Annotated in this window: 19 protein-coding genes and 4 tRNA genes; 16 read left to right on the top strand and 7 right to left on the bottom strand. The window is 70.6% G+C overall.

Going from position 1 to position 18,330, the window contains the following annotated elements:
- Positions 1 to 21 precede the first annotated feature (21 nt).
- Both ACW7G5_RS13940 and ACW7G5_RS13935 read left to right on the top strand, forming a co-directional pair.
- Complete coding sequence (locus ACW7G5_RS13940) at positions 22 to 309, top strand: PPC domain-containing protein (protein WP_457005610.1); 288 nt, start codon at positions 22 to 24, stop codon at positions 307 to 309.
- 706 nt (positions 310 to 1,015) lie between these two features.
- Positions 1,016 to 2,350 carry a M20/M25/M40 family metallo-hydrolase gene (locus tag ACW7G5_RS13935; protein WP_457005490.1) on the top strand — a complete coding sequence of 445 codons (1,335 nt, stop codon included), beginning with the start codon at positions 1,016 to 1,018 and terminating at the stop codon, positions 2,348 to 2,350.
- A gap of 52 nt (positions 2,351 to 2,402) precedes the next feature.
- Here ACW7G5_RS13935 and ACW7G5_RS13930 read toward each other — a convergent pair whose 3' ends face one another.
- Genes ACW7G5_RS13930 through wrbA form a run of 3 tightly spaced genes read right to left on the bottom strand, consistent with a single transcriptional unit; the run spans position 2,403 to position 3,894 of the window.
- Positions 2,403 to 2,888, bottom strand: a complete 486-nt coding sequence (locus ACW7G5_RS13930) for an asparaginase domain-containing protein (RefSeq protein ID WP_457005488.1) — start codon at positions 2,886 to 2,888, stop codon at positions 2,403 to 2,405.
- Positions 2,889 to 2,947: 59 nt separating this feature from the next.
- Positions 2,948 to 3,304 carry a DUF2069 domain-containing protein gene (locus ACW7G5_RS13925; RefSeq protein ID WP_457005486.1) on the bottom strand — a complete coding sequence of 119 codons (357 nt, stop codon included), beginning with the start codon at positions 3,302 to 3,304 and terminating at the stop codon, positions 2,948 to 2,950.
- Positions 3,304 to 3,894: an NAD(P)H:quinone oxidoreductase gene (gene wrbA / locus ACW7G5_RS13920; protein WP_457005484.1), complete on the bottom strand. Its 591-nt coding sequence runs from the start codon at positions 3,892 to 3,894 to the stop codon at positions 3,304 to 3,306. The genes ACW7G5_RS13925 and wrbA overlap by 1 nt, the downstream gene beginning before the upstream one ends.
- A 72-nt stretch (positions 3,895 to 3,966) precedes the next feature.
- On the opposite strand from wrbA, the gene ACW7G5_RS13915 reads away from it, so the two are divergent.
- On the top strand, positions 3,967 to 5,235 hold the full coding sequence (locus tag ACW7G5_RS13915) for a YihY family inner membrane protein (protein ID WP_457005482.1): 1,269 nt from the start codon (positions 3,967 to 3,969) through the stop codon (positions 5,233 to 5,235).
- Positions 5,232 to 5,891, top strand: coding sequence for a TlpA family protein disulfide reductase (locus ACW7G5_RS13910; RefSeq protein ID WP_457005480.1), 660 nt, complete (start codon positions 5,232 to 5,234; stop codon positions 5,889 to 5,891). Before ACW7G5_RS13915 ends, ACW7G5_RS13910 begins: the two co-directional genes overlap by 4 nt.
- A gap of 51 nt (positions 5,892 to 5,942) precedes the next feature.
- On the opposite strand, the gene ppk2 is transcribed toward ACW7G5_RS13910, so the two are convergent.
- Genes ppk2 through hemA form a run of 4 tightly spaced genes read right to left on the bottom strand, consistent with a single transcriptional unit; the run spans position 5,943 to position 10,884 of the window.
- A complete protein-coding gene (gene ppk2 / locus ACW7G5_RS13905; RefSeq protein WP_457005478.1) occupies positions 5,943 to 6,731 on the bottom strand; it encodes a polyphosphate kinase 2 in 789 nt (262 codons plus the stop codon).
- On the bottom strand, positions 6,728 to 8,479 hold the full coding sequence (locus tag ACW7G5_RS13900) for an O-linked N-acetylglucosamine transferase, SPINDLY family protein (protein WP_457005476.1): 1,752 nt from the start codon (positions 8,477 to 8,479) through the stop codon (positions 6,728 to 6,730). The genes ppk2 and ACW7G5_RS13900 overlap by 4 nt, the downstream gene beginning before the upstream one ends.
- 16 nt (positions 8,480 to 8,495) lie before the next feature.
- On the bottom strand, positions 8,496 to 9,584 hold the full coding sequence (gene prfA, locus ACW7G5_RS13895) for a peptide chain release factor 1 (protein WP_457005474.1): 1,089 nt from the start codon (positions 9,582 to 9,584) through the stop codon (positions 8,496 to 8,498).
- Positions 9,562 to 10,884: a glutamyl-tRNA reductase gene (gene hemA / locus ACW7G5_RS13890; RefSeq protein WP_457005472.1), complete on the bottom strand. Its 1,323-nt coding sequence runs from the start codon at positions 10,882 to 10,884 to the stop codon at positions 9,562 to 9,564. Before hemA ends, prfA begins: the two co-directional genes overlap by 23 nt.
- 51 nt (positions 10,885 to 10,935) lie before the next feature.
- Here hemA and ACW7G5_RS13885 point away from each other — a divergent pair, with 51 nt between their 5' ends.
- The 12 genes from ACW7G5_RS13885 to ACW7G5_RS13830 form a co-directional block, all read left to right on the top strand.
- The gene (locus tag ACW7G5_RS13885; RefSeq protein WP_457005470.1) at positions 10,936 to 12,651 is read left to right on the top strand and encodes a tetratricopeptide repeat protein; all 1,716 of its coding nucleotides are present in this window, start codon (positions 10,936 to 10,938) and stop codon (positions 12,649 to 12,651) included.
- Entirely contained in the window at positions 12,648 to 13,298 is a 651-nt protein-coding gene (lolB, locus tag ACW7G5_RS13880; protein ID WP_457005468.1) for a lipoprotein insertase outer membrane protein LolB, read from the top strand. The genes ACW7G5_RS13885 and lolB overlap by 4 nt, the downstream gene beginning before the upstream one ends.
- Positions 13,295 to 14,194 (top strand): 4-(cytidine 5'-diphospho)-2-C-methyl-D-erythritol kinase, encoded by a 900-nt coding sequence (ispE, locus tag ACW7G5_RS13875; RefSeq protein ID WP_457005466.1) that lies wholly within the window; start codon positions 13,295 to 13,297, stop codon positions 14,192 to 14,194. The genes lolB and ispE overlap by 4 nt, the downstream gene beginning before the upstream one ends.
- Positions 14,157 to 14,233: transfer RNA gene (locus ACW7G5_RS13870), tRNA-Gln, on the top strand. The genes ispE and ACW7G5_RS13870 overlap by 38 nt, the downstream gene beginning before the upstream one ends.
- A 40-nt stretch (positions 14,234 to 14,273) precedes the next feature.
- On the top strand, positions 14,274 to 15,236 hold the full coding sequence (locus ACW7G5_RS13865) for a ribose-phosphate diphosphokinase (protein ID WP_343255931.1): 963 nt from the start codon (positions 14,274 to 14,276) through the stop codon (positions 15,234 to 15,236).
- Positions 15,237 to 15,338: 102 nt separating this feature from the next.
- Positions 15,339 to 15,995, top strand: coding sequence for a 50S ribosomal protein L25/general stress protein Ctc (locus tag ACW7G5_RS13860; RefSeq protein ID WP_457005464.1), 657 nt, complete (start codon positions 15,339 to 15,341; stop codon positions 15,993 to 15,995).
- Positions 15,996 to 16,046: 51 nt separating this feature from the next.
- Positions 16,047 to 16,628 carry an aminoacyl-tRNA hydrolase gene (gene pth / locus ACW7G5_RS13855; protein WP_457005462.1) on the top strand — a complete coding sequence of 194 codons (582 nt, stop codon included), beginning with the start codon at positions 16,047 to 16,049 and terminating at the stop codon, positions 16,626 to 16,628.
- A 7-nt stretch (positions 16,629 to 16,635) separates the two neighbouring features.
- Positions 16,636 to 17,727 (top strand): redox-regulated ATPase YchF, encoded by a 1,092-nt coding sequence (gene ychF, locus ACW7G5_RS13850; RefSeq protein ID WP_457005460.1) that lies wholly within the window; start codon positions 16,636 to 16,638, stop codon positions 17,725 to 17,727.
- 120 nt (positions 17,728 to 17,847) lie between these two features.
- Positions 17,848 to 17,933 (top strand) — tRNA-Tyr (locus tag ACW7G5_RS13845).
- A 13-nt stretch (positions 17,934 to 17,946) separates the two neighbouring features.
- Positions 17,947 to 18,020: transfer RNA gene (locus ACW7G5_RS13840), tRNA-Gly, on the top strand.
- Between the two features lie 43 nt (positions 18,021 to 18,063).
- Positions 18,064 to 18,139 (top strand) — tRNA-Thr (locus ACW7G5_RS13835).
- 60 nt (positions 18,140 to 18,199) lie between these two features.
- Positions 18,200 to 18,330: GTP-binding protein (locus ACW7G5_RS13830; RefSeq protein WP_049472324.1), on the top strand; the 131-nt coding region annotated here is incomplete at its 3' end.

Genomic DNA, 18,330 nt, shown 5'->3' with positions numbered 1-18,330 from the left:
GGCAGCCAGCTGCAGAACGGCGTGCCGGTGACCGGCCTGTCGGGCGCGGCGAACAGCGAGCGCCGCTACACGATCCAGGTTCCGGCGGGCCGCAGCCAGCTGCGGGTGCAGACGTCCGGTGGCAGCGGTGATGTCGACCTGTACGTGCGCCAGGGCTCGGCGCCGACCACGTCGACCTACAGCTGCAGGCCGTATCGGGCGGGCAACGCCGAGACCTGCACCTTCAACAGTCCGGCGGCAGGCACATGGCACGTGCTGGTGCGCGGCTACAGCGCTTATTCGGGCGTGTCGGTGGTCGGTTCGTACTGAGCGGAGTGGTCCACTTTGCAGCGGCGGCGGGCGGGTGACCCGCCCGCCGCTTTTTTTTGGTTTTTCTCCCGATTTGCATAGGGCTTCCGGTTGATTGCTCCGGGAGGTGTGCGCCGCCCGCCGTGGACGCAGGGGGGATGCCCAGCCGGATTATTCGCGTCCTGCTCCCAGATCCGGCCGCCGGCCATCCATGGCCGGCTCTGGGCATCCCCCCTGCATCCACGGCGGGCCCGGACCTTTGTCGCGGTCGGGGGAAGAAGCGGCGACGCCGACGTTGAAACCCGGCGGCGTCACCGGATCAAGCACAGCCACGCCACAGCTACGCCCACGAGCGCGAGCGCGCCCGCTCCTGATCTCCGTCCCGAAGCCAAGAAACGCCACGGCCCGTCCCGTGCACAGGGGGTGTGCGTACAGCCGGCCATGGATGGCCGGCGGCCGGCCTTGGGAGCAGGACGCGGACAGGCCGGGGGAGCACACCCCCTGTGTGCGGGACGGGCAGCGCGCACCGGGACGGAGCAGCTCCCGGCCCCAACTGTCACGTCATCACCCGGAGCCTCGAGAAGAAACAGCCACTCCGCCGGGCCGGCCGTACGTCTCTCCTCAATCGGGAGAAGACCCTTTTCTTTTGCGTCCGTCGCAGGTGGGGGCGCCGGTCGGTCGTGACGTGCAATGATCGCGTTCAAGAGCATCGGCGAGGGGGTGGACCATGAATACCGGGATTCTGGCGAAGACGGTTGCGGCCGCCGGCCTGCTGCTTGCGGCGACGTCCGTGCTGGCGCACGACCATGGAGCGTCGGTATTCGATCCGATGGCGCCGGTGCACGTGGTCGCCGAGCGCAGTACCTTCGAGGCCGCGCTGCGCGACTTCAGCGGGCAGGTCGCGCCGCGACGCGACGCGCTTGGTCGGCAACTGGTGCTGGCCACCCTGCGCGAACACCAGGTCGCGGACTTGAGCCGGCATGTGCACGAGGTCGAGCGTCGCTGCGGCGGCTTCTTCGCCTTCGCCACGCGCGCCGAGGCTGAAGCCTTCGTGGCCTCGGACGCCGCGCTGCGCAGCCAGCGGGCGGCGCTGCCGGAGTACACGATCGACCAGCATCGCTTGATCGAGGGCTGGCTGCCGCAGGTGTCGGAGCCGGCGATCAGGGCCACCATCCAGCACCTGTCCACGGCCTGGCCCAACCGCTACTACGCCAGCTCGCACGGCCATGCCGCGCCGCTGTGGATCCGCGACCAGTGGCTGGCGCTGGCCGCCGGCCGCGGCGATGTCAGCGCCGAGCTGTTCACCAGCTGCAACAACTGCGCGGGCCAGCCTTCCGTCATCCTCACCATCCAGGGCACCGACCTCGCCGACGAGATCGTGGTCCTGGGCGGCCACCTGGACTCGATTTCCTACGTCGGCTCCGGCGACGACATGGACGCGCCGGGCGCCGACGACGACGCGTCGGGCATCGCGACGCTCACCGAAGTACTGCGCATCGCCATGGCCGAGGGCTACCGGCCCCGGCGAACGGTGATGTTCATGGGCTACTCGGCTGAGGAAGTCGGGCTGCGCGGTTCGCGCGCCATCGCCCAGCACTTCGCGGCCGAGGGTCGCAACGTCGTCGGCGTGCTGCAGATGGACATGACCAACTACCGCGCGCCGGGCTCGGCCAGCGACATCCGGGTGATGAGCGACAACTCGCACCCGCAGCTGGTGCAGTTCCTCAAGGACCTGTTCGACGTCTACCTGGCGCCGCTGGGCCATACCCGCAGCGACTCGAGCTGCGGCTATGCCTGCTCCGACCACGCGTCCTGGACGCAGGCCGGGTTCCCCGCGGCGATGTACGACGAGGGGCCGTTCTTCCCGCTCCTGCACACGCCGGACGACACCCTCGAGAACCTCGGCGGCGATGCAGTGCATGCCACCATCATCGCCCGCCTGGGCTTGGCCTTCATGGGTGAACTGGGCATGCAGACGCGGGTGCGGCGGACGCCGCAGCCGCCGGCCCGGCCGCCTTCGGACGGACCGCCGCGCACCCGGCCCATGCCGCCGCGACCCTGATCGGAGCCTGCGTGGTACCGGCGCCGCGACAGGCCGCCGCCGCGTTGCTGCGTCAGGCTGCTTCGAACCGGTTGGCTGCGACGTTCTTGCGCACGGTGAGCGGGTCCCAGATGCGTCCGTTCATGGCGATGTAGACGCCAGCCGGCAGCGATTGCACGGCGCCCACGGCGGTGCCGATGTTGAACTCAGCGTCCGAGCCGCGGAAGCGCGCCGGGTTCAGCGCGCCGGTGAGGACGATGGTCCTGTCGTCGAGCGAGGACAGCGCCTTGGCGGTCTCGACCATGGTGTCGGTGCCGTGGGTGACCAGTACGTGGCGCGCCTGCTGCGCCGCGATGGTGGCGCGCAGCAGCTCGCGGTCGGCATCGTCGATGTGCAGCGAATCCTTGCGGATGATAGGGATCACCCGGAAGCGGAACGCCACCCCGAGCTCTTCGAGGATCCGCCCGATCTGCGGTTCGCCGACCTGGAAATCCGACTTGTCGTCGAAGTAGACCTTGTCGATCGTGCCGCCGGTGGTGACGATCAGGAGTTCTTCCATCGGGTGTTCCTCAAAGGCATGCGGCCGGGCCGGAGCAGCGCGTCGGCAGGTTGCGCATTCTAGTCGTTTCCCTTCCCCCGGCCCGGCCCGCCGAAGCGCGCGCTCAGGCCCGGCCAGTTCGCGGCAAACACGATGCCAAGCGCGAGCAGTACTTCGCCCAGCGCCCAGGCGCGGTCGCCGGGCCGCTCCCAGGCCAGCATCACGCCGTGGCAGAACCAGCCCAGGGCCAGCACCCCGGCCCAGAACGGGGCGGTACGCCGGCGTGCGAGCACGCCGATGCCGAGCAGCAGGGGCGGCAGCGTGAACACCGCGAGCGCCTGCAGGTAGCGTGCGTCATCCGCGAACCAGGCGGCGAACAGCGCCGCCAAGGCCAGCAGCAGGGCCCCGAGGACGCCCCGGGATGCCGGCAACGCCATCAGGAAAGCCTCGCTGCGAGACTGGCGATCCGCCGCCCCAGCGCACGTGCCAGTCGCGCCTCTTCGTCGCTGGGCGTCGGGTCGTTGTCGCCGCCGGCGACGTGGCTGGCGCCGTAGGGCGTGCCGCCGGTGCGCGTCGCCGACAGCCCCGGCTCGGTGAACGGGATGCCCGCGATCACGCAGCCGTGGTGCAGCAGCGGCAGCATCATCGTCAGCAGAGTGGATTCCTGGCCGCCGTGCATGGTGGCGGTCGAGGTGAACACCGCGGCCGGCTTGCCGACCAGGGTGCCGCTGGCCCACTCGCTGCCGAGGCCGTCGATGAAATGCTTCATCGGCGCGGCCATGTTGCCGAAGCGCGTGGGGCTGCCGAGCAGCAGCCCGGCGCACTCGTCGAGATCGCGGCTTTCGACATAGGGCGCGCCCTCCTCGGGCACCGGTGCGGTCGCGACCACGGTGACCGGCGCCACCGGCGGCACGGTGCGCAGGCGCGCGGACATGCCCTCGACCTCGCCGATGCCGCGCGCCACCTGGCGGGCAAGCGCGGCCACCGAGCCGCCGCGGCTGTAGTACAGGACAAGGATCTCGGCCATGGGTTCTCCTCCGGGGCCGGCAAGCATAGCCGCAGGCCGTCGCGTGCCGCGCGATCGGTTAACCTCGCGACGATGGAGCCACTGGATTCGCTCAACCGCTGGGGCGAGCGCCTGCGCGACCGCGCGCGCGCCACGACCTTCGCCCGCTTCCTGTGGCGGCGCTTCCTCGACGACCGCCTGTTCGAGGCCGCCGGCGCGCTGTCGTTCACCACCACGTTCGCCCTGGTGCCGCTGTCGATGGTGGTGTTCGGCGTGCTGTCGGCGTTCCCGGTGTTCGAGGAATGGCGCGACCTGCTGACCGGCTTCATCTTCGCCAACTTCGTGCCCAGCTCGGCCGAGGGCATCCGCGACTGGCTGCTGTCGTTCTCCGGGAACACCGGCAAGCTCACTGCCGTGGGCGTGATCGCACTGGTGGTTTCGGTGCTGGTGACGCTGTTCGGGATCGAATCCGCCTTCAACCGGATCTGGCGCGTCCATTCCGCAAGGCCGCAGTTTTCGCGCTTCCTGGTGTACTGGACGGTGCTGACCCTGGGTGCGCTGGTGGCCGCGGCCAGCCTGTCGGTGCTTGGCCGGATCTTCGCGCTGGAGGTGTTCAGCACCGGCGCCGGGCAATGGCTGCAGGACACCCTGTTGGGCGCCGCTCCGGTTGTCATCGAGCTGTTGGCGTTTGCCATGATCTACCGCGTGGTGCCGCACCGCACCGTGCAGTGGCGGCACGCCTTCGCCGGCGCGGTGGTGGCGGTGCTGCTGCTCGAGGCCGCCCGTCGCCTGATCGGCATCTACCTTGGCAGCTTCAACGGCTACCAGAACATCTATGGCGCGGTCGCCTTCGTGCCGATCTTCCTGCTGTGGCTGTACTTCGGCTGGGTGAGCGTGCTGCTGGGTGCCTCGTTCGCATCCTCGGTGTCGGCGTTCCGCTACCAGCCGGCACACATGCGCTTGCCGCAGGGCTACGAGATCTACGCCATGCTGCGCCTGCTCGCCCGCCTGCGGGAGGCGCGCGCGGAGGGCAGGGGGCTGCACAGCGACGAGATCCTCGACTGCGAGCCTGTGCTCACCGATGCACTGGTGCAGGAGACGCTCGGACAGCTGGAGTCGATCCGCGTGGTGCGCCGGGCGGAGGGCGGCGAATGGCTGCTGGCGCGCGACCTCGACGACCTCAGCCTGGCCGAACTCTACGAAGCCGGCCAGTTGCGCATCCCGATCTCCGAGGCACATTTGCCGGGCGCCGATGACGCCCGCGGCGCCGCGGTGATCGCCACCATCGACCAGCTGCGGCTGCCGCTGCGCGAGCTGCTCCGCCGCCGCGTCGGTGACTGCCTCGAACCACCGTCCGGATGACCGACATGCCACTGCGCCACGCCCTTGCCACCTGCCTCGCCCTTGCACTCCTTGTCGCCTGCCAGCGCGAGGATGCGCAAGGACCGGGCGCGTTGGAGGCGCCGCCCCCGGCCACGGCGCCTGATCCGAGACCGGGCGATGTGCGCAGCGGGGCACCCGGCAACGGCTCGGATGATGCGCCCGGGGCTGCGGCTGAAGGGACCGAATCGGCCCCGAGTGCCGGAGGCGCCGGGTATCCGTCCCTCGTCGTGACTACCCTCGATGGCGACAGCTACGACCTGGCCGAGCGCCGCGGACGCTGGGTGGTGGTGAACTTCTGGGCGACCTGGTGTGCGCCCTGCATCAAGGAAATGCCCGAGCTGTCCGCGCTTGACGCGATGCGCGAGCACATCGAGGTGATCGGCCTGGCCTACGAGGACACCGATCCGGAGACCCTGCGCGCGTTCCTGCAGAAGCGCCCGGTGGTGTATCCGGTGGCGATCATCGACACCTACGATCCGCCGCGCGACTTCCCGACCCCGCGCGGCCTGCCGCTCACCTGCCTGGTCGCGCCGGACGGACGCCTGGTGAAGACGTTCCTCGGCCCGGTGACGGCCGCGGACTTGGAGCAGGCGATCGAAGCCGCCGGCGGCCCGGCACCCGGCCAAGGCAGCTGACCCGCGTTCCCCAGCTGCTCCTGCACGGGGCTTCAGTCGTCCGGAGGGGCTTCAGTCGTCGCCGGTGGCGTAGGGCGGGATCGGCTCGACCACCCCGTAGCGCTCCTTCAGCGGTTTGCCCGGCAGCGGCGGGAACTCCGGGTGGCACGCGGGCACGGTCACGTCGGGCAGGTGGTCGAGCAGGTTGCGGATCAGGGCCAGGCGCCCCGACTTCTGGTGGTTGTAGTCGACCAGGGTCCAGGGCGCGTGCGGGGTGTGGGTGGCGACCAGCATCGCTTCGCGGGCGCGGGTGTAGTCGTCGTAGCGCAGCCGCGCCTCGAGATCGATGGGTGACAGCTTCCAGGCCTTGAGCGGATCCTCGCGGCGTTCGGCGAAGCGCTCCTCCTGCTGCTCCTGGTCGCAGCACAGCCAGTACTTGAAAAGGCGGATGCCGTCGTCGACCAGCAGCTTCTCGAACACCGGAGCCTGCCGCAGGAACGCGTCGACCTGGTCCTGGCTGGCGAAGCCCATCACCTGCTCGACGCCGGCGCGGTTGTACCAGCTGCGGTCGAACAGCACGATCTCGCCGGCGGTGGGCAGGTGCGGGATGTAGCGCTGGAAGTACCACGCGCCCTGCTCGCGTTCGCTCGGTTTTGGTAGCGCGACCACGCGGTACTGGCGGGTGTCCAGGTGCTCGGTGATGGCCTTGGCGGTGCCGCCCTTGCCGGCGGTGTCGCGCCCTTCCAGCAGAACGACGATGCGTTCGCCGCGATGGCGCGCCCAGCGCGCCATCGCGACCAGTTCCAGCTGAAGCGCCTTGATCTCGCGCTTGTAATCCTTGCCACGGAATTCCCGGGTCACGAAGACTCCTCGTGCAGTTGGATGGGGCCCGGCGCCAGCCCGCGGCGGTGGCGGTCGGCCATGGCCCTGGCCATGGCTGCGAAGTCGCGCGCGAACCCGGCCATGTCGAACAGCCCGGACGACGCGCGAAGCTGTTCCAGCCGGACGCGGACATCGCGGAGCCGGGCCGGGTCCTTGCCCAGGGCGATGGCGAGCTCGACGAAGGCGCGGTCGTCGGCCACGTTGAGTTCGTCCATGCCGAGGTGGTGGTTGAGGCTGCCGGCCACGCGCGCGGCGAAGGTGCGTCCGGGGCGGGTCAGCACCGGGCAGCCGGCCCAGAGCGCGTCGGACGCGGTGGTGTGGGCGTTGTAGGGATTGCTGTCGAGGAAGAGGTCGGCGAGCTGCAGCCGCGCCAGGTAGGCCGCGTGGGGCTGCTTGGCCATGAATACCAGGCGCGCCGGGTCGAGGCCTGCCGAGGTCGCGGCGGCGCGCAGGCGATCGTCGCCACGCCCGGGACCGGAGAGCAGCCACAGCGTGCTGCCGGGTACGCCGCGGAGCACCGCCATCGCACGCATGAAGCTGGCCGGATTGGTCTTGTAGCTGTTGTTGAAGCAGCAGAACACCACGCCGGTGTCCGGGAGGCCGCATTCGGCGCGCGCAGGCGGCGTTGCCGGCGCGCGACGCGTATCGGAGGGCTGGAAGCAGCGCGGCAGCCGCGCGACGGCTTCGGAAAACCCCGCCTCCAGGGCCTGCGGCAGCACGAAGCCGTCGGCCAGCACGTAGTCGATCCAGGGCGCGCCTGACGTGCCGGGGTAGGCCAGCCAGTTGACCTGCACCGGCGCGGGCCGCATCGCGAGCACCGCGGGAGTGCCGCCGCCGCCCCAGCCGCGCAGGTCGTGGAGGATGTCGATGCCGGCCTCGCGGATCCGCAGCGCCACCGCGGCATGGGGCAGCCCGGACACGTCATGCAGCGTGGTCGCCGCTTCGAGCCGCTGGCGCACCAGGCTGCCGTCGCCGGGATTGAGCGCGAACAGGTGTACCTCGAGCCCGGGCTCGGCGCGCAGCGCCTCCAGCAAGGCGACCGTGAGCAGGCCGGTGGGGTGGGCGCCGAAACCGTTGGACAGCAGGCCGATGCGCAGCGGGCCGATGCGTAGCGCGCCGTCGCCGGCGGCATGCCCGCGCGGTGGCAGCGGCCGTACTGCGCGCGCGATGCCGGCGGCGTTGAGGCGCGCGCAGCGGAGCTGCTCCAGGGCGTCGCCGTCTTCGCTGAGGAAAGCGAACGGCTCCACCGCCGCCTCCCCGCGGGCAACCGCACCGCGTACCTGGGCCGACAGCGCGTCCAGGCCGCGCCAATCGCAGAGCCGCCTGCGCCAGGCAAGGAGATAGGCGGCGATCTGTGCCGAGCCGGGCGCAAGGGCGTGGGCGCGGGCATAGGCCTCCGACGCGGCTTCGGCCTCGCCGATATCCTCGAGGACATGGCCGAGCCACAGCGCGATGCCGGGGTGGCCAGGGGCCGCGCGGGCGGCCTGGCCGAGGCTGTCCACGGCCGCGCGATGCTGGCCGCGCAGCCACTGCGCGCGGCCCAGGCGTGCAAGCGCTTCGGGATGCCCTGGCGCCAGCGCCAGCGCGCGTCGGGCGGCGGCCTCGCCGGTGGCGCCATCGCCGGCGTCCAGCTCGGCGTCGGCCAGTACGACCCAGGCGATGGGATTGCCGGGAGCGGCCGCCACTGCGCGTCGCGCTTCGTCGCGGGGGTCCCGCATCGCGTTCATGCGGGAACCCCGGGGTTCACGAGGCCTGCTCCGACAGGCGCGCCAGTTCGTCCACCTGGTGCTCGCGGGTGAGGCGGTCCACCAGTGCATCGAGCGCGCCGTCCATCACGTTGGGCAGGTCGTACAGGGTCAGGCCGTCAACGCGGTGGTCGGTGATCCGGCCCTGTGGATAGCTGTAGGTGCGGATGCGCTGGCTGCGGTCGCCGCTGCCGACCTGCAGCTTGCGGCTGGCGGCCGTCGCCGCGGCGCGGCGCTCGGCCTCGGCCTCGGCCAGCATCGCCCGCAGGCGCTTCATCGCCTTGTCGCGGTTGGCGTGCTGCGAGCGCTCGGTCTGCGACTCCACCACCACGCCGGAGGGGAGGTGGGTGATGCGGATCGCGGAGTCGGTCTTGTTGACGTGCTGGCCGCCGGCGCCCGACGAGCGGAAGGTGTCGACGCGCAGGTCGGCGGGGTTGATCTCGATCGGCTCGCCGTCCTCCTCGACCGGGATGATCGCGACCGTCGCCGCCGAGGTGTGGATGCGGCCCTGGGACTCGGTTTCCGGCACCCGCTGCACGCGATGGGTCCCTGATTCGAATTTCAACCGCGCGTATGCGCCGGCCCCTTCGACCCGGGCCACGACCTCGCGGAAGCCGCCGTGTTCGCCGCTGTTGGCGGATTCGACCTCGACCCGCCAGCCCTGGCGTTCGGCATAGCGCGTGTACATGCGCAGCAGGTCGCCGGCGAAGATCGCGGCCTCGTCGCCGCCGGTGCCGGCGCGGACTTCGAGGTAGATGCCACCGTCGTCGCGGCTGTCGCGCGGCACCAGCAGGGCCATCAGCACGTCGTCGAGTTCGGCCAGGCGCACGGTCGCCGCTTCGACTTCGTCTTCGGCCAGTTCGCGCAGTTCCGGATCGGCGCGCATCGCCTCGGCGGCCTCGAGGTCGGCGCGCGCGCGGCCTTCGTCGGCGAGGGCGGCAGCGAGCGGGTCGAGGCCGGCGAATTCGCGCGACAGGGCGCGGAATTTCGACTGGTCGGCAGCGACCGAAGGCTCGGCGAGCAGCCGCTCGAGTTCGTCGCGACGTTCGGCCAGGGCCTCGAGCTTACGGCGCAGGGTCGGCAGCATCGTCGGTGCCCGGGCGAGGGGTGGCGGCGGGTGGGGCGCCCGCATGACCGGGGGGCAGCATGCGCTCGACGGCCTCCAGCATGGTGGTGTCACCGGCGGCGGCGGCCTCGCGCAGCGCCGCGGTAGGCGCGTGCAGCAGGCGGTTGGTCAGCGTGTGCGCAAGGAATTCCAGGGTCGCCTCGGGCGACTGCCCGGCGGCCAGCTGCTGGCGCGCGCGTTCCAGGACCTCGCTGCGCGCCGCCTCGCCATGGGCGCGCAGGCGCCGGATCGGGCCGCTGCGCGAGCCGGTGGCCCGCATCCGCTCGTAGCTCGCCACCTGCAGGTCGATGATCGACTCGGCGGCGTCGGCGGCCTCGCGGCGGTTGCGCCGGTTGTCCTCGACCGCGCGCTCGAGGTCGTCGACGGTATACAGGTAGACATCGCGCAGGCCGCCGACTTCGGGGTCGATGTCGCGTGGCACGGCAAGATCGAGCAGCAGCATCGGGCGATGGCGCCGCGCGAGCATGGCCGACTCCACGGCGGCCCGGTTGATGACCGGTTCGCGGCTGGCCGTGGCGGAAAACACGATGTCGGCCAGGTGCAGGTGGTGCTCGAGCTCGTCCAGCGGCAGGGCCATGCCGCCGTGCCGGTGCGCCAGCTCCTCGGCGTGGCGATAGGTGCGGTTGGCCACCATCAGCTGCTTGACCTTGGCCGCGGCCAGGTGGCGGGCGGCCAGCTCGATGGTTTCGCCGGCGCCGACCAGCAGGGCGACCGAATCCTCGGGCCGGGCAAAGCTGTCCTGCGCCAAGCGCACCGCCATCGACGCCATCGAGACCGGACTGGTGCCGATGCGGGTCTCGGTGCGCGCGCGCTTGGCGGTAACGAAGGCGTGTTGGAACAGGCGGTCCAGCTGCCCGCCCAGCGTGCCCGCGCCGCGCGCCATCGACCAGGCCTGCTTCACCTGGCCGAGGATCTGCGGCTCGCCCAGCACCATCGAATCAAGGCCCGTGGCGACGCGGAACAGATGGCGTGCGGCGTCGGCGTCGGCGTGCCGGTACAGATAGGCCTGCAGCGAACCGGCATCGCCCATCGGGTCTTCGGGGTGGGTGGCCAGCCAGTTCGCCAGCGCGCGGCCGCCGTCGTCGGCCACGGCATAGAGTTCGGTGCGATTGCAGGTCGACAGCAGCGCGACCTCGCGCACGCCGGGCAGGGTGCGCAGGTCCGCCAGCGCGTGGCGCAGCCGATCGTCGGCAAAGGCCACCCGTTCGCGCAGTTCGACGGGCGCGGTCTGGTGGTTGAGGCCGATGGCGACAAGGCTCATTCGTTCAGGTGCTTGCGATAAAGTGCCGGCATGACATGGCGACATTTTACGGTGCCCGCGCCTCGCGCGTCCCGCAGCGCCCGGAACGGGCGTTCCGCGCCCATTCGGGCGCTGGCCGCGCTGCTGGCCGCGGTCCTGTGCACGGCGGCGCCGGCGGCGGCCGGCGATGGCTCCGCGGAAGTTCCCCTGCGCGAGGTCATGGCGGCCGAGTTCGCGGTATCCGCCGGGCGCCTGGACGAAGCGGTGGACTGGTACCTCAAGGCTGCGCGGGCCGCGCCCGGGGATGCCGCGCTGGCCTCCCGGGCCACCCGCTACGCCTTGATGGGGCGCGATGACCGGGCGCTCGGCGAGGCGCTGGCGCTGTGGCGCGAGCGGGCCCCCGAGTCGCTCGGCATGCAGGGTGCGGGCGCCACCCTGGCCCTGCGCACCGGCAAGGCGCGGGCCGCAAGGCGTGAGCTTGAAGCGATGTTGCGCGAAGGTGGCGCGCGCGGCTGGCTGGCCACCTTCGGAGTGCTCGGCACCGGCAGCCGCGACCCTGCGCTGTCCGCGCGCGTGCTCGGGCAGCTGTTCGATCGCGGCGCCCTGCCCACCGAGCCGATGCCGCTGTCGGCGGCGGGGCAGCTTGCGCTCGGCCTGGGCGACGACGAATTGTTCGGTCGCATCGACGCGGTGGCGCGTGAGCTGCATCCCGGCGACCCCGCCATGGGCCTGCTGCGGGTCCAGCACTTGCACCGCACCGGCCATGGCGACGATGCCCGCGCGGTGCTGGATGCGCTGGCCGCCGGGGGCGCCCTCGCGGCGCCGCGGATCCGTGCGCGCGTGGCGCTGGCCTATGCCGGGCTCGGTGATCCCGCGGCGGGCGCAGCCCTGCTTGCCGTCGCCTCGGGTGGCGATGACGACCTCGGCCAGGTGGCGCTGCGCGCGTCGCTGCTGGCCGACGCCGACGACAAGGTCGCGCTGGCCGCGCTCTACGACGACCTGGCCAAGGGTGCCGAGGTGCCCAATCCGGCGCGGCGGCTGCTGCTGGCCCAGGTCGCGGAATTCCTCGAACGGCCGGGCGAAGCCCTGGACTGGTATCGCAGCGTCCCTGGCGGCGAGCAGCGCGCCACCGCGCGCCTGCGCGCAACCAAGATGCTGCACGATCTCGAGCGCGGCGAAGAGGCCTACGAAGCGCTCCACGCCCTGCAGCAGGATGCCGACGCCGACGACCGCCTGCGTCGCGATGCCTACCTGATGGAGTCGGAGCTGCGCCGCGAGGACGGCCACGCCGCCGCCGAGCTGGATGTCCTGGCGCGTGGCCTGGCCGCGTTTCCCGACGAATCCGCGCTGCTGTACTCGCGCGCGCTGATGTGGGAACGCCGCGACGACATTCCCCGCGCCGAGGCCGATCTGCGCCGCATCCTGGTGGCCGAGCCCGACAACAGCGCCGCGCTGAACGCGCTGGGCTATACCCTGGCCGACCGCACCGACCGCTACCGCGAAGCGCTGGAACTCATCGAGCGCGCGCGGGTGGCGGAGCCTACCAACGCCGCGATCATCGACAGCTATGGCTGGGTGCTGCACCGGCTGGGCCGCAATGAGGAGGCCCTGATCGAACTGCGCCGCGCCTTCGTGCTCGAGAAGGACGCCGAGATCGCCGCGCACGTCGGCACCGTGCTGTGGCAGCTGGGTCGTCGGGACGAGGCCATGGAATGGTTCGAGGATGCCCGCGGCATCGATCCCGACAATCGCTCGCTGCAGCGCGCGCTGGAGGATGTCGGCGCATGAGGTATCCGCGGATCCTGTTCGGGCTGGCCTGCGCCGGCGCGCTTGCCGCCTGCGCAACGCGGTCCCTGCCTCCAGCGACGCTGCCGGCGCTTGAAGCGGCCGCGTTGGAGCGTGCGGAAGCCATCCAGGCCGGGCGCGCGCAGGCACTCGCCGCGATGCCGGCCTGGCAGCTGGCCGGGCGCGCGGCAATCACCCGCGGCGCCAGGGGCGGCAGCGGACGCATTGAATGGCGCCAGGACGGCGCGGCCATCGAGATCGCGCTGGCGGCACCGGTGACCCGGCAAAGCTGGCGCTTGTCCGTGGACGCCGGCGGTGCACGTCTGGAGGGCATGGAGGGCGGCACGCGGACCGGTCCGGATGGCCAGCGACTGCTGCTCGAAGCCACCGGCCTCGACGTGCCCGTGGGCGCGCTGGGCGCGTGGCTGCGCGGCCTGCCGGCCGACGAAGCCGAGCATGGTCCCGCGCGCATGGACTTCGGCGCCGACCTGCTGCCCGCACGCCTGGAGCAGGCGGGTTGGACCATCGAGTTCCGCAGGTGGGGAGAAGCCGGTGGCGGGCATCCGGCGCTGCCGCTGCGCATCGATGCCGGGCGTGGCGACGCCGGCGTGCGCCTGGTCGTCGACGATTGGGGCGAGGCCGGGCCATGACCGCGCCCGGCTGGTCTGCGTGGCCGGCGCCGGCCAAGCTCAATCTGTTCCTGCACATCACCGGGCGCCGTGCCGACGGCTACCACGAGCTGCAAACGGTGTTCCGGATCCTCGACTGGGGCGATTCCGTGCACCTGCGCCCGCGCATCGATGGCCGCATCGTTCGCCACGGCGAGGATCTCGGAGCCGTTCCCGAAGCGCTGGACCTCAGTCTGCGCGCGGCAAAACTTCTGCAAAAATCGTTCAACGTCGCCAATGGTGCGGACATTTGCGTTGAAAAGCGCATTCCCGCGGGAGGTGGCTTCGGCGGTGGGTCCTCAGACGCGGCCACTGTCCTCTGCGCGCTGGACGCGCTCTGGAGCCTGGATGCCGGCAGCGACGCGCTTGCGGTGCTGGGTGCCCGCCTTGGCGCAGACGTGCCGGTATTCGTCCACGGCCGCAATGCCTGGGCCGAGGGCGTCGGCGAGGTGTTGGCCCCGGTGGAGCTGCCGCCGGCCTGGTACGTGGTCGCCGACCCGGGTGTCCACGTCGCCACTGCGACCCTGTTCCAAGCCCCTGAATTGACGAGGGATGCCGCGCCCGCGACAATGTCCGACTTCGCTTCGGGTGCTCTGCTCGCCAATGCGTTCGAGCCGGTGCTGCGTGCCCTGGAACCTGCCGTCGAGGCCGCGTTCCAGGTGCTTTCGCGCATCGGTACTCCACGCTTGACCGGGACGGGCAGCGGCTGCTTCGTCGAGTTCGCCACGCGCGGGCACGCCGAAGCCGCGCTCGCCGCGCTGCCTGCCGGGTTTCGTGCCCGGGTGGTGGCCGGCGTGTCGCGCTCGCCGCTGCTGGATGCACTTGCGGCCTGGTCACCGCAGGGGCGTCGCCAAGTGGCCCAAGGCACCGGGTTTTGATCCCGGCATTCGCAGGTTCGAATCCTGCCGCCCCTGCCAATCACATCGTTGTTTGCAGCGTCCCCAGCGGAGTAGTCCCGTGAAAAAAGAAGATGGCAACCTGCTGATCTTCTCCGGCAATGCCAACCGCCCGCTCGCCCAGGCCGTGTGCCGGGAGCTCGGCGTGCGTCCCGGCAAGGCGCTGGTGTCCACGTTTTCCGACGGCGAGGTGCAGGTCGAGATCGAGGAGAACGTGCGCCGCCAGGACGTGTTCGTGGTGCAGTCCACCTGCGCCCCGACCGCCGAGAACCTGATGGAGGTGCTGGCCCTGATCGATGCGCTCAAGCGCGCCTCGGCGAGCAGCGTCACCGCGGTGGTGCCGTACTTCGGCTACGCCCGCCAGGACCGCCGCATGCGCTCCTCGCGGGTGCCGATCACGGCCAAGCTGGCTGCGCGGATGTTCACCGCGGCCGGGGCGGACGGCCTGCTGACCGTCGACCTGCACGCCGACCAGATCCAGGGCTTCTTCGACATCCCGCTGGACAACGTCTACGCCTCGCCGCTGCTGCTGGCCGACATCTGGCGCGCGCACGGCACCGACAACATGGTCGTGGTCAGCCCGGACGTGGGCGGCGTGGTCCGCGCCCGCGCGATCGCCAAGCGCCTGGACGATGCGGACCTCGCGATCATCGACAAGCGCCGTCCGAAGGCCAACGTGGCCACGGTGATGAACATCATCGGCGACGTGTCCGGCAAGACCTGCGTGCTGGTCGATGACATCGTCGATACCGCCGGCACCCTGTGCGCCGCCGCTGCGGCGCTGAAGGCGGAAGGGGCCACCAAGGTCGTCGCCTATTGCACCCATCCCGTGCTGTCGGGTGCCGCCATCGACAACGTGATGCGCTCCCAGCTCGACGAGCTGGTGGTGACTGATACCATTCCGCTTTCCGACGCGGCGCGCGCCTGCGGCCGCATCCGCCAGCTCAGCGTTGCCGAGCTCCTGGCCGAAACCATCCGCCGCATCGCCTTCGGCGAATCGGTGAGTTCGCTGTACGTGGACTGACGGCCCCGGCCGCATCCCGACCCGTTTCAACAGGCTCCCCTGGTCGCGGGGGAGTCACCATCCGCCGCGAGGCGATCAATCCAGAGCAAGTGAGCAAAACTGATGAACGAGAACAAGATCACGGCCTCCAGCCGCAAGGACGAAGGTAAGGGTGCGAGCCGCCGCCTGCGTCATGCCGGCAAGGTCCCCGCCATCGTCTACGGTGGCGAAGCCGCCCCGAAGAGCATCCAGCTCGACCAGGAAAAGACCTGGGTCGCCAGCCAGCACGAGTGGTTCTATTCGTCGATCCTCGACCTCGAGGTCGACGGCAAGGTCGAGCGGGTGCTCCTGCGCGACATGCAGCGCCACCCGTACCGCCAGCTGATCATGCACCTGGATTTCCAGCGCGTGAACGAGAACGAAGCCATCCGCGTCAACGTGCCGCTGCGCCTGGTGAACGCTGAAACCTCGCCTGCCGGCAAGGATGCGAGCGTGGTCCTGACCCAGGAGCTCAACGAGGTCGAAGTCATCTGCCTGCCTGGCAAGCTGCCGGAATCGATCGAGGTCGACCTGGGCAAGATGGAGCTCGGCGATACCGTGCACCTGTCCGACGTCGCGCTGCCCGAAGGCGTCGAGCTCGCGGTCAAGCTCGACGAAGAGCACAACCCCGCCGTCGCCGTGGCCCGCCACGCGCGCGTCGAGGCCGAGCCGGAAGCGGGTGAGGATGCGGCCGATGCCGAAGTCCCCACCAGCAAGCAGGACGACGCCCAGGAGAAGTAAGGCGTTTCGCGCCGGCGCCCCGATCCGGGCGCGCCGGCCGGCGTCGACCCGATGGACGGCCTTCGACTCATCGTCGGGCTGGGCAATCCCGGCACCGAGCACGCACGGACCCGGCACAATGCCGGGTTCCGTTTTGTCGACGCCCTTGCGGATCGCGAGGGCGAGCGCTTCAAGGTCGACGGCAAACTGTACGGCGAGACTGCGAAGGTCCGGATCGCGGGCCACGAGGCCTGGCTGCTCAAGCCGGCCACCTTCATGAACCTCAGCGGCAAGTCGGTGGTCGCCGCACTTCGCTTCTGGAAGATCGAGCCGGAACAGGCGCTGCTGGTCCACGACGAGCTGGACCTGTCGCCGGGTACCGCCCGGCTCAAGTTCGACGGCGGCCACGGCGGCCAGAACGGGCTGCGCGACACCATGCGCCTGCTCGGGCACGGCCGGTTCCACCGCCTGCGCGTCGGCATCGGCCATCCCGGGCACAAGGACCGGGTCACCGGCTGGGTGCTGGGGCGCCCGTCGCCCGACGACGACATTCTCATCGGGCGCGCCATCGACGAGGCGTTCGACGTGCTGCCGCTGGCCATGGCCGGCGATTTCAACGAAGCCATGAAGCGGCTGCACACCAACAGGACCTGACAGAACAATGGGCATCACATGCGGCATCGTCGGCCTGCCGAACGTCGGCAAGTCGACCCTCTTCAACGCATTGACCAAGGCGGGCATCGCCGCGGCCAACTTCCCCTTCTGCACGATCGAGCCCAATGTCGGCGTGGTGCCGGTGCCGGACCCGCGCCTGAACGCGCTGGCGGAGATCATCAACCCGCAGAAGGTGATCCCGACCGCGGTCGAGTTCGTCGACATTGCCGGCCTGGTGGCCGGTGCGGCGAGCGGCGAGGGCCTGGGCAACAAGTTCCTGGCCCATATCCGCGAGGTCGACGCGATCTGCCACGTGGTGCGCTGCTTCGAGAACGACGACGTGATCCACGTCAACAACAAGGTCGACCCGATCGCCGACATCGAGACCATCGACACCGAGTTGGCGCTGGCCGACCTGGAGTCGGTCGAAAAGGCCCTGCAGCGCGCCGAGCGCTCGGCCAAGACCGGTGACAAGGACGCCAAGGCGCGCGTCGAGGTGCTGGCGCGGGTGCGTGCCGGCCTGGACGCCGGCAGGCCGGTGCGCGCGCTGGGCCTGTCGGAAGACGATCGTGCCGCGGTCCGCGACCTGTTCCTGTTGACCCTGAAGCCTGTGATGTACGTGGCCAACGTGCTCGAGGACGGGTTCGAGGGCAATCCTCACCTGGACGTCGTCCGCGAGCGGGCGGCGGGCGAGGGCGCCGAAGTGGTGCCGGTCTCCGCCGCCATCGAAGAGGAGCTCAGCGAACTTGACGACGCCGACCGCGATGTCTTCCTGGCCGACCTGGGCCTGGAGGAGCCGGGCCTGAACCGGGTCATCCGCGCGGCCTACAGCCTGCTGGGGCTGCAGACCTATTTCACCGCCGGCGTGAAGGAGGTCCGTGCGTGGACGGTCAAGGCCGGCTCCACCGCGCCGCAGGCGGCCGGGGTGATCCACACCGACTTCGAGAAGGGCTTCATCCGCGCCGAGACCATCGGTTACGACGACTTCCTGCGCTACCGGGGCGAATCCGGCGCGCGCGAGGCCGGGCGGCTGCGCCTTGAAGGCAAGGAGTACCGGGTGCAGGAAGGCGACGTCCTGCATTTCCGCTTCAACGTCTGAGCCGGCGGGCGTCGGCGCGGCGCCCCGGTGTCGCACGGCGTGCGGAAATGTGCCGCAGGCGTTGACAGCCTCGATCCGGCACGTCAAAATCGCGGGCTGATTTCAAAGGTTCCATGTGCTGGAGGGATACCCAAGCGGCCAACGGGGGCAGACTGTAAATCTGCTGGCTTACGCCTTCGGTGGTTCGAATCCACCTCCCTCCACCAGCTTCATCCCGGCGCGGGAGTAGTTCAACGGTAGAACCTCAGCCTTCCAAGCTGATGGTGCGGGTTCGATTCCCGTCTCCCGCTCCACCGCGGGGTATCATTGGAACCGCGGCGCCAGGGTACAACTCACGCTCACGTAGCTCAGTCGGTAGAGCACCTCCTTGGTAAGGAGGAGGTCACTGGTTCGATTCCAGTCGTGAGCACCATCTTCGTCCCGCAGCGGAAAGCGCGGGCCTCCATCCAACAGTTCAACGAGATACGCAATCATGGCCAAGGGTAAGTTCGAGCGCACCAAGCCCCACGTGAACGTGGGCACGATCGGTCACGTGGACCACGGCAAGACGACGCTGACGGCGGCGCTGACGAAGATCGGCGCGGAACGTTTCGGCGGCGAGTT

The organism is Luteimonas sp. A501 (assembly GCF_054052085.1).
The sequence above is the reverse complement of the archived record's forward strand: the minus strand, read 5'-3'. Positions and strand labels throughout refer to the sequence as shown.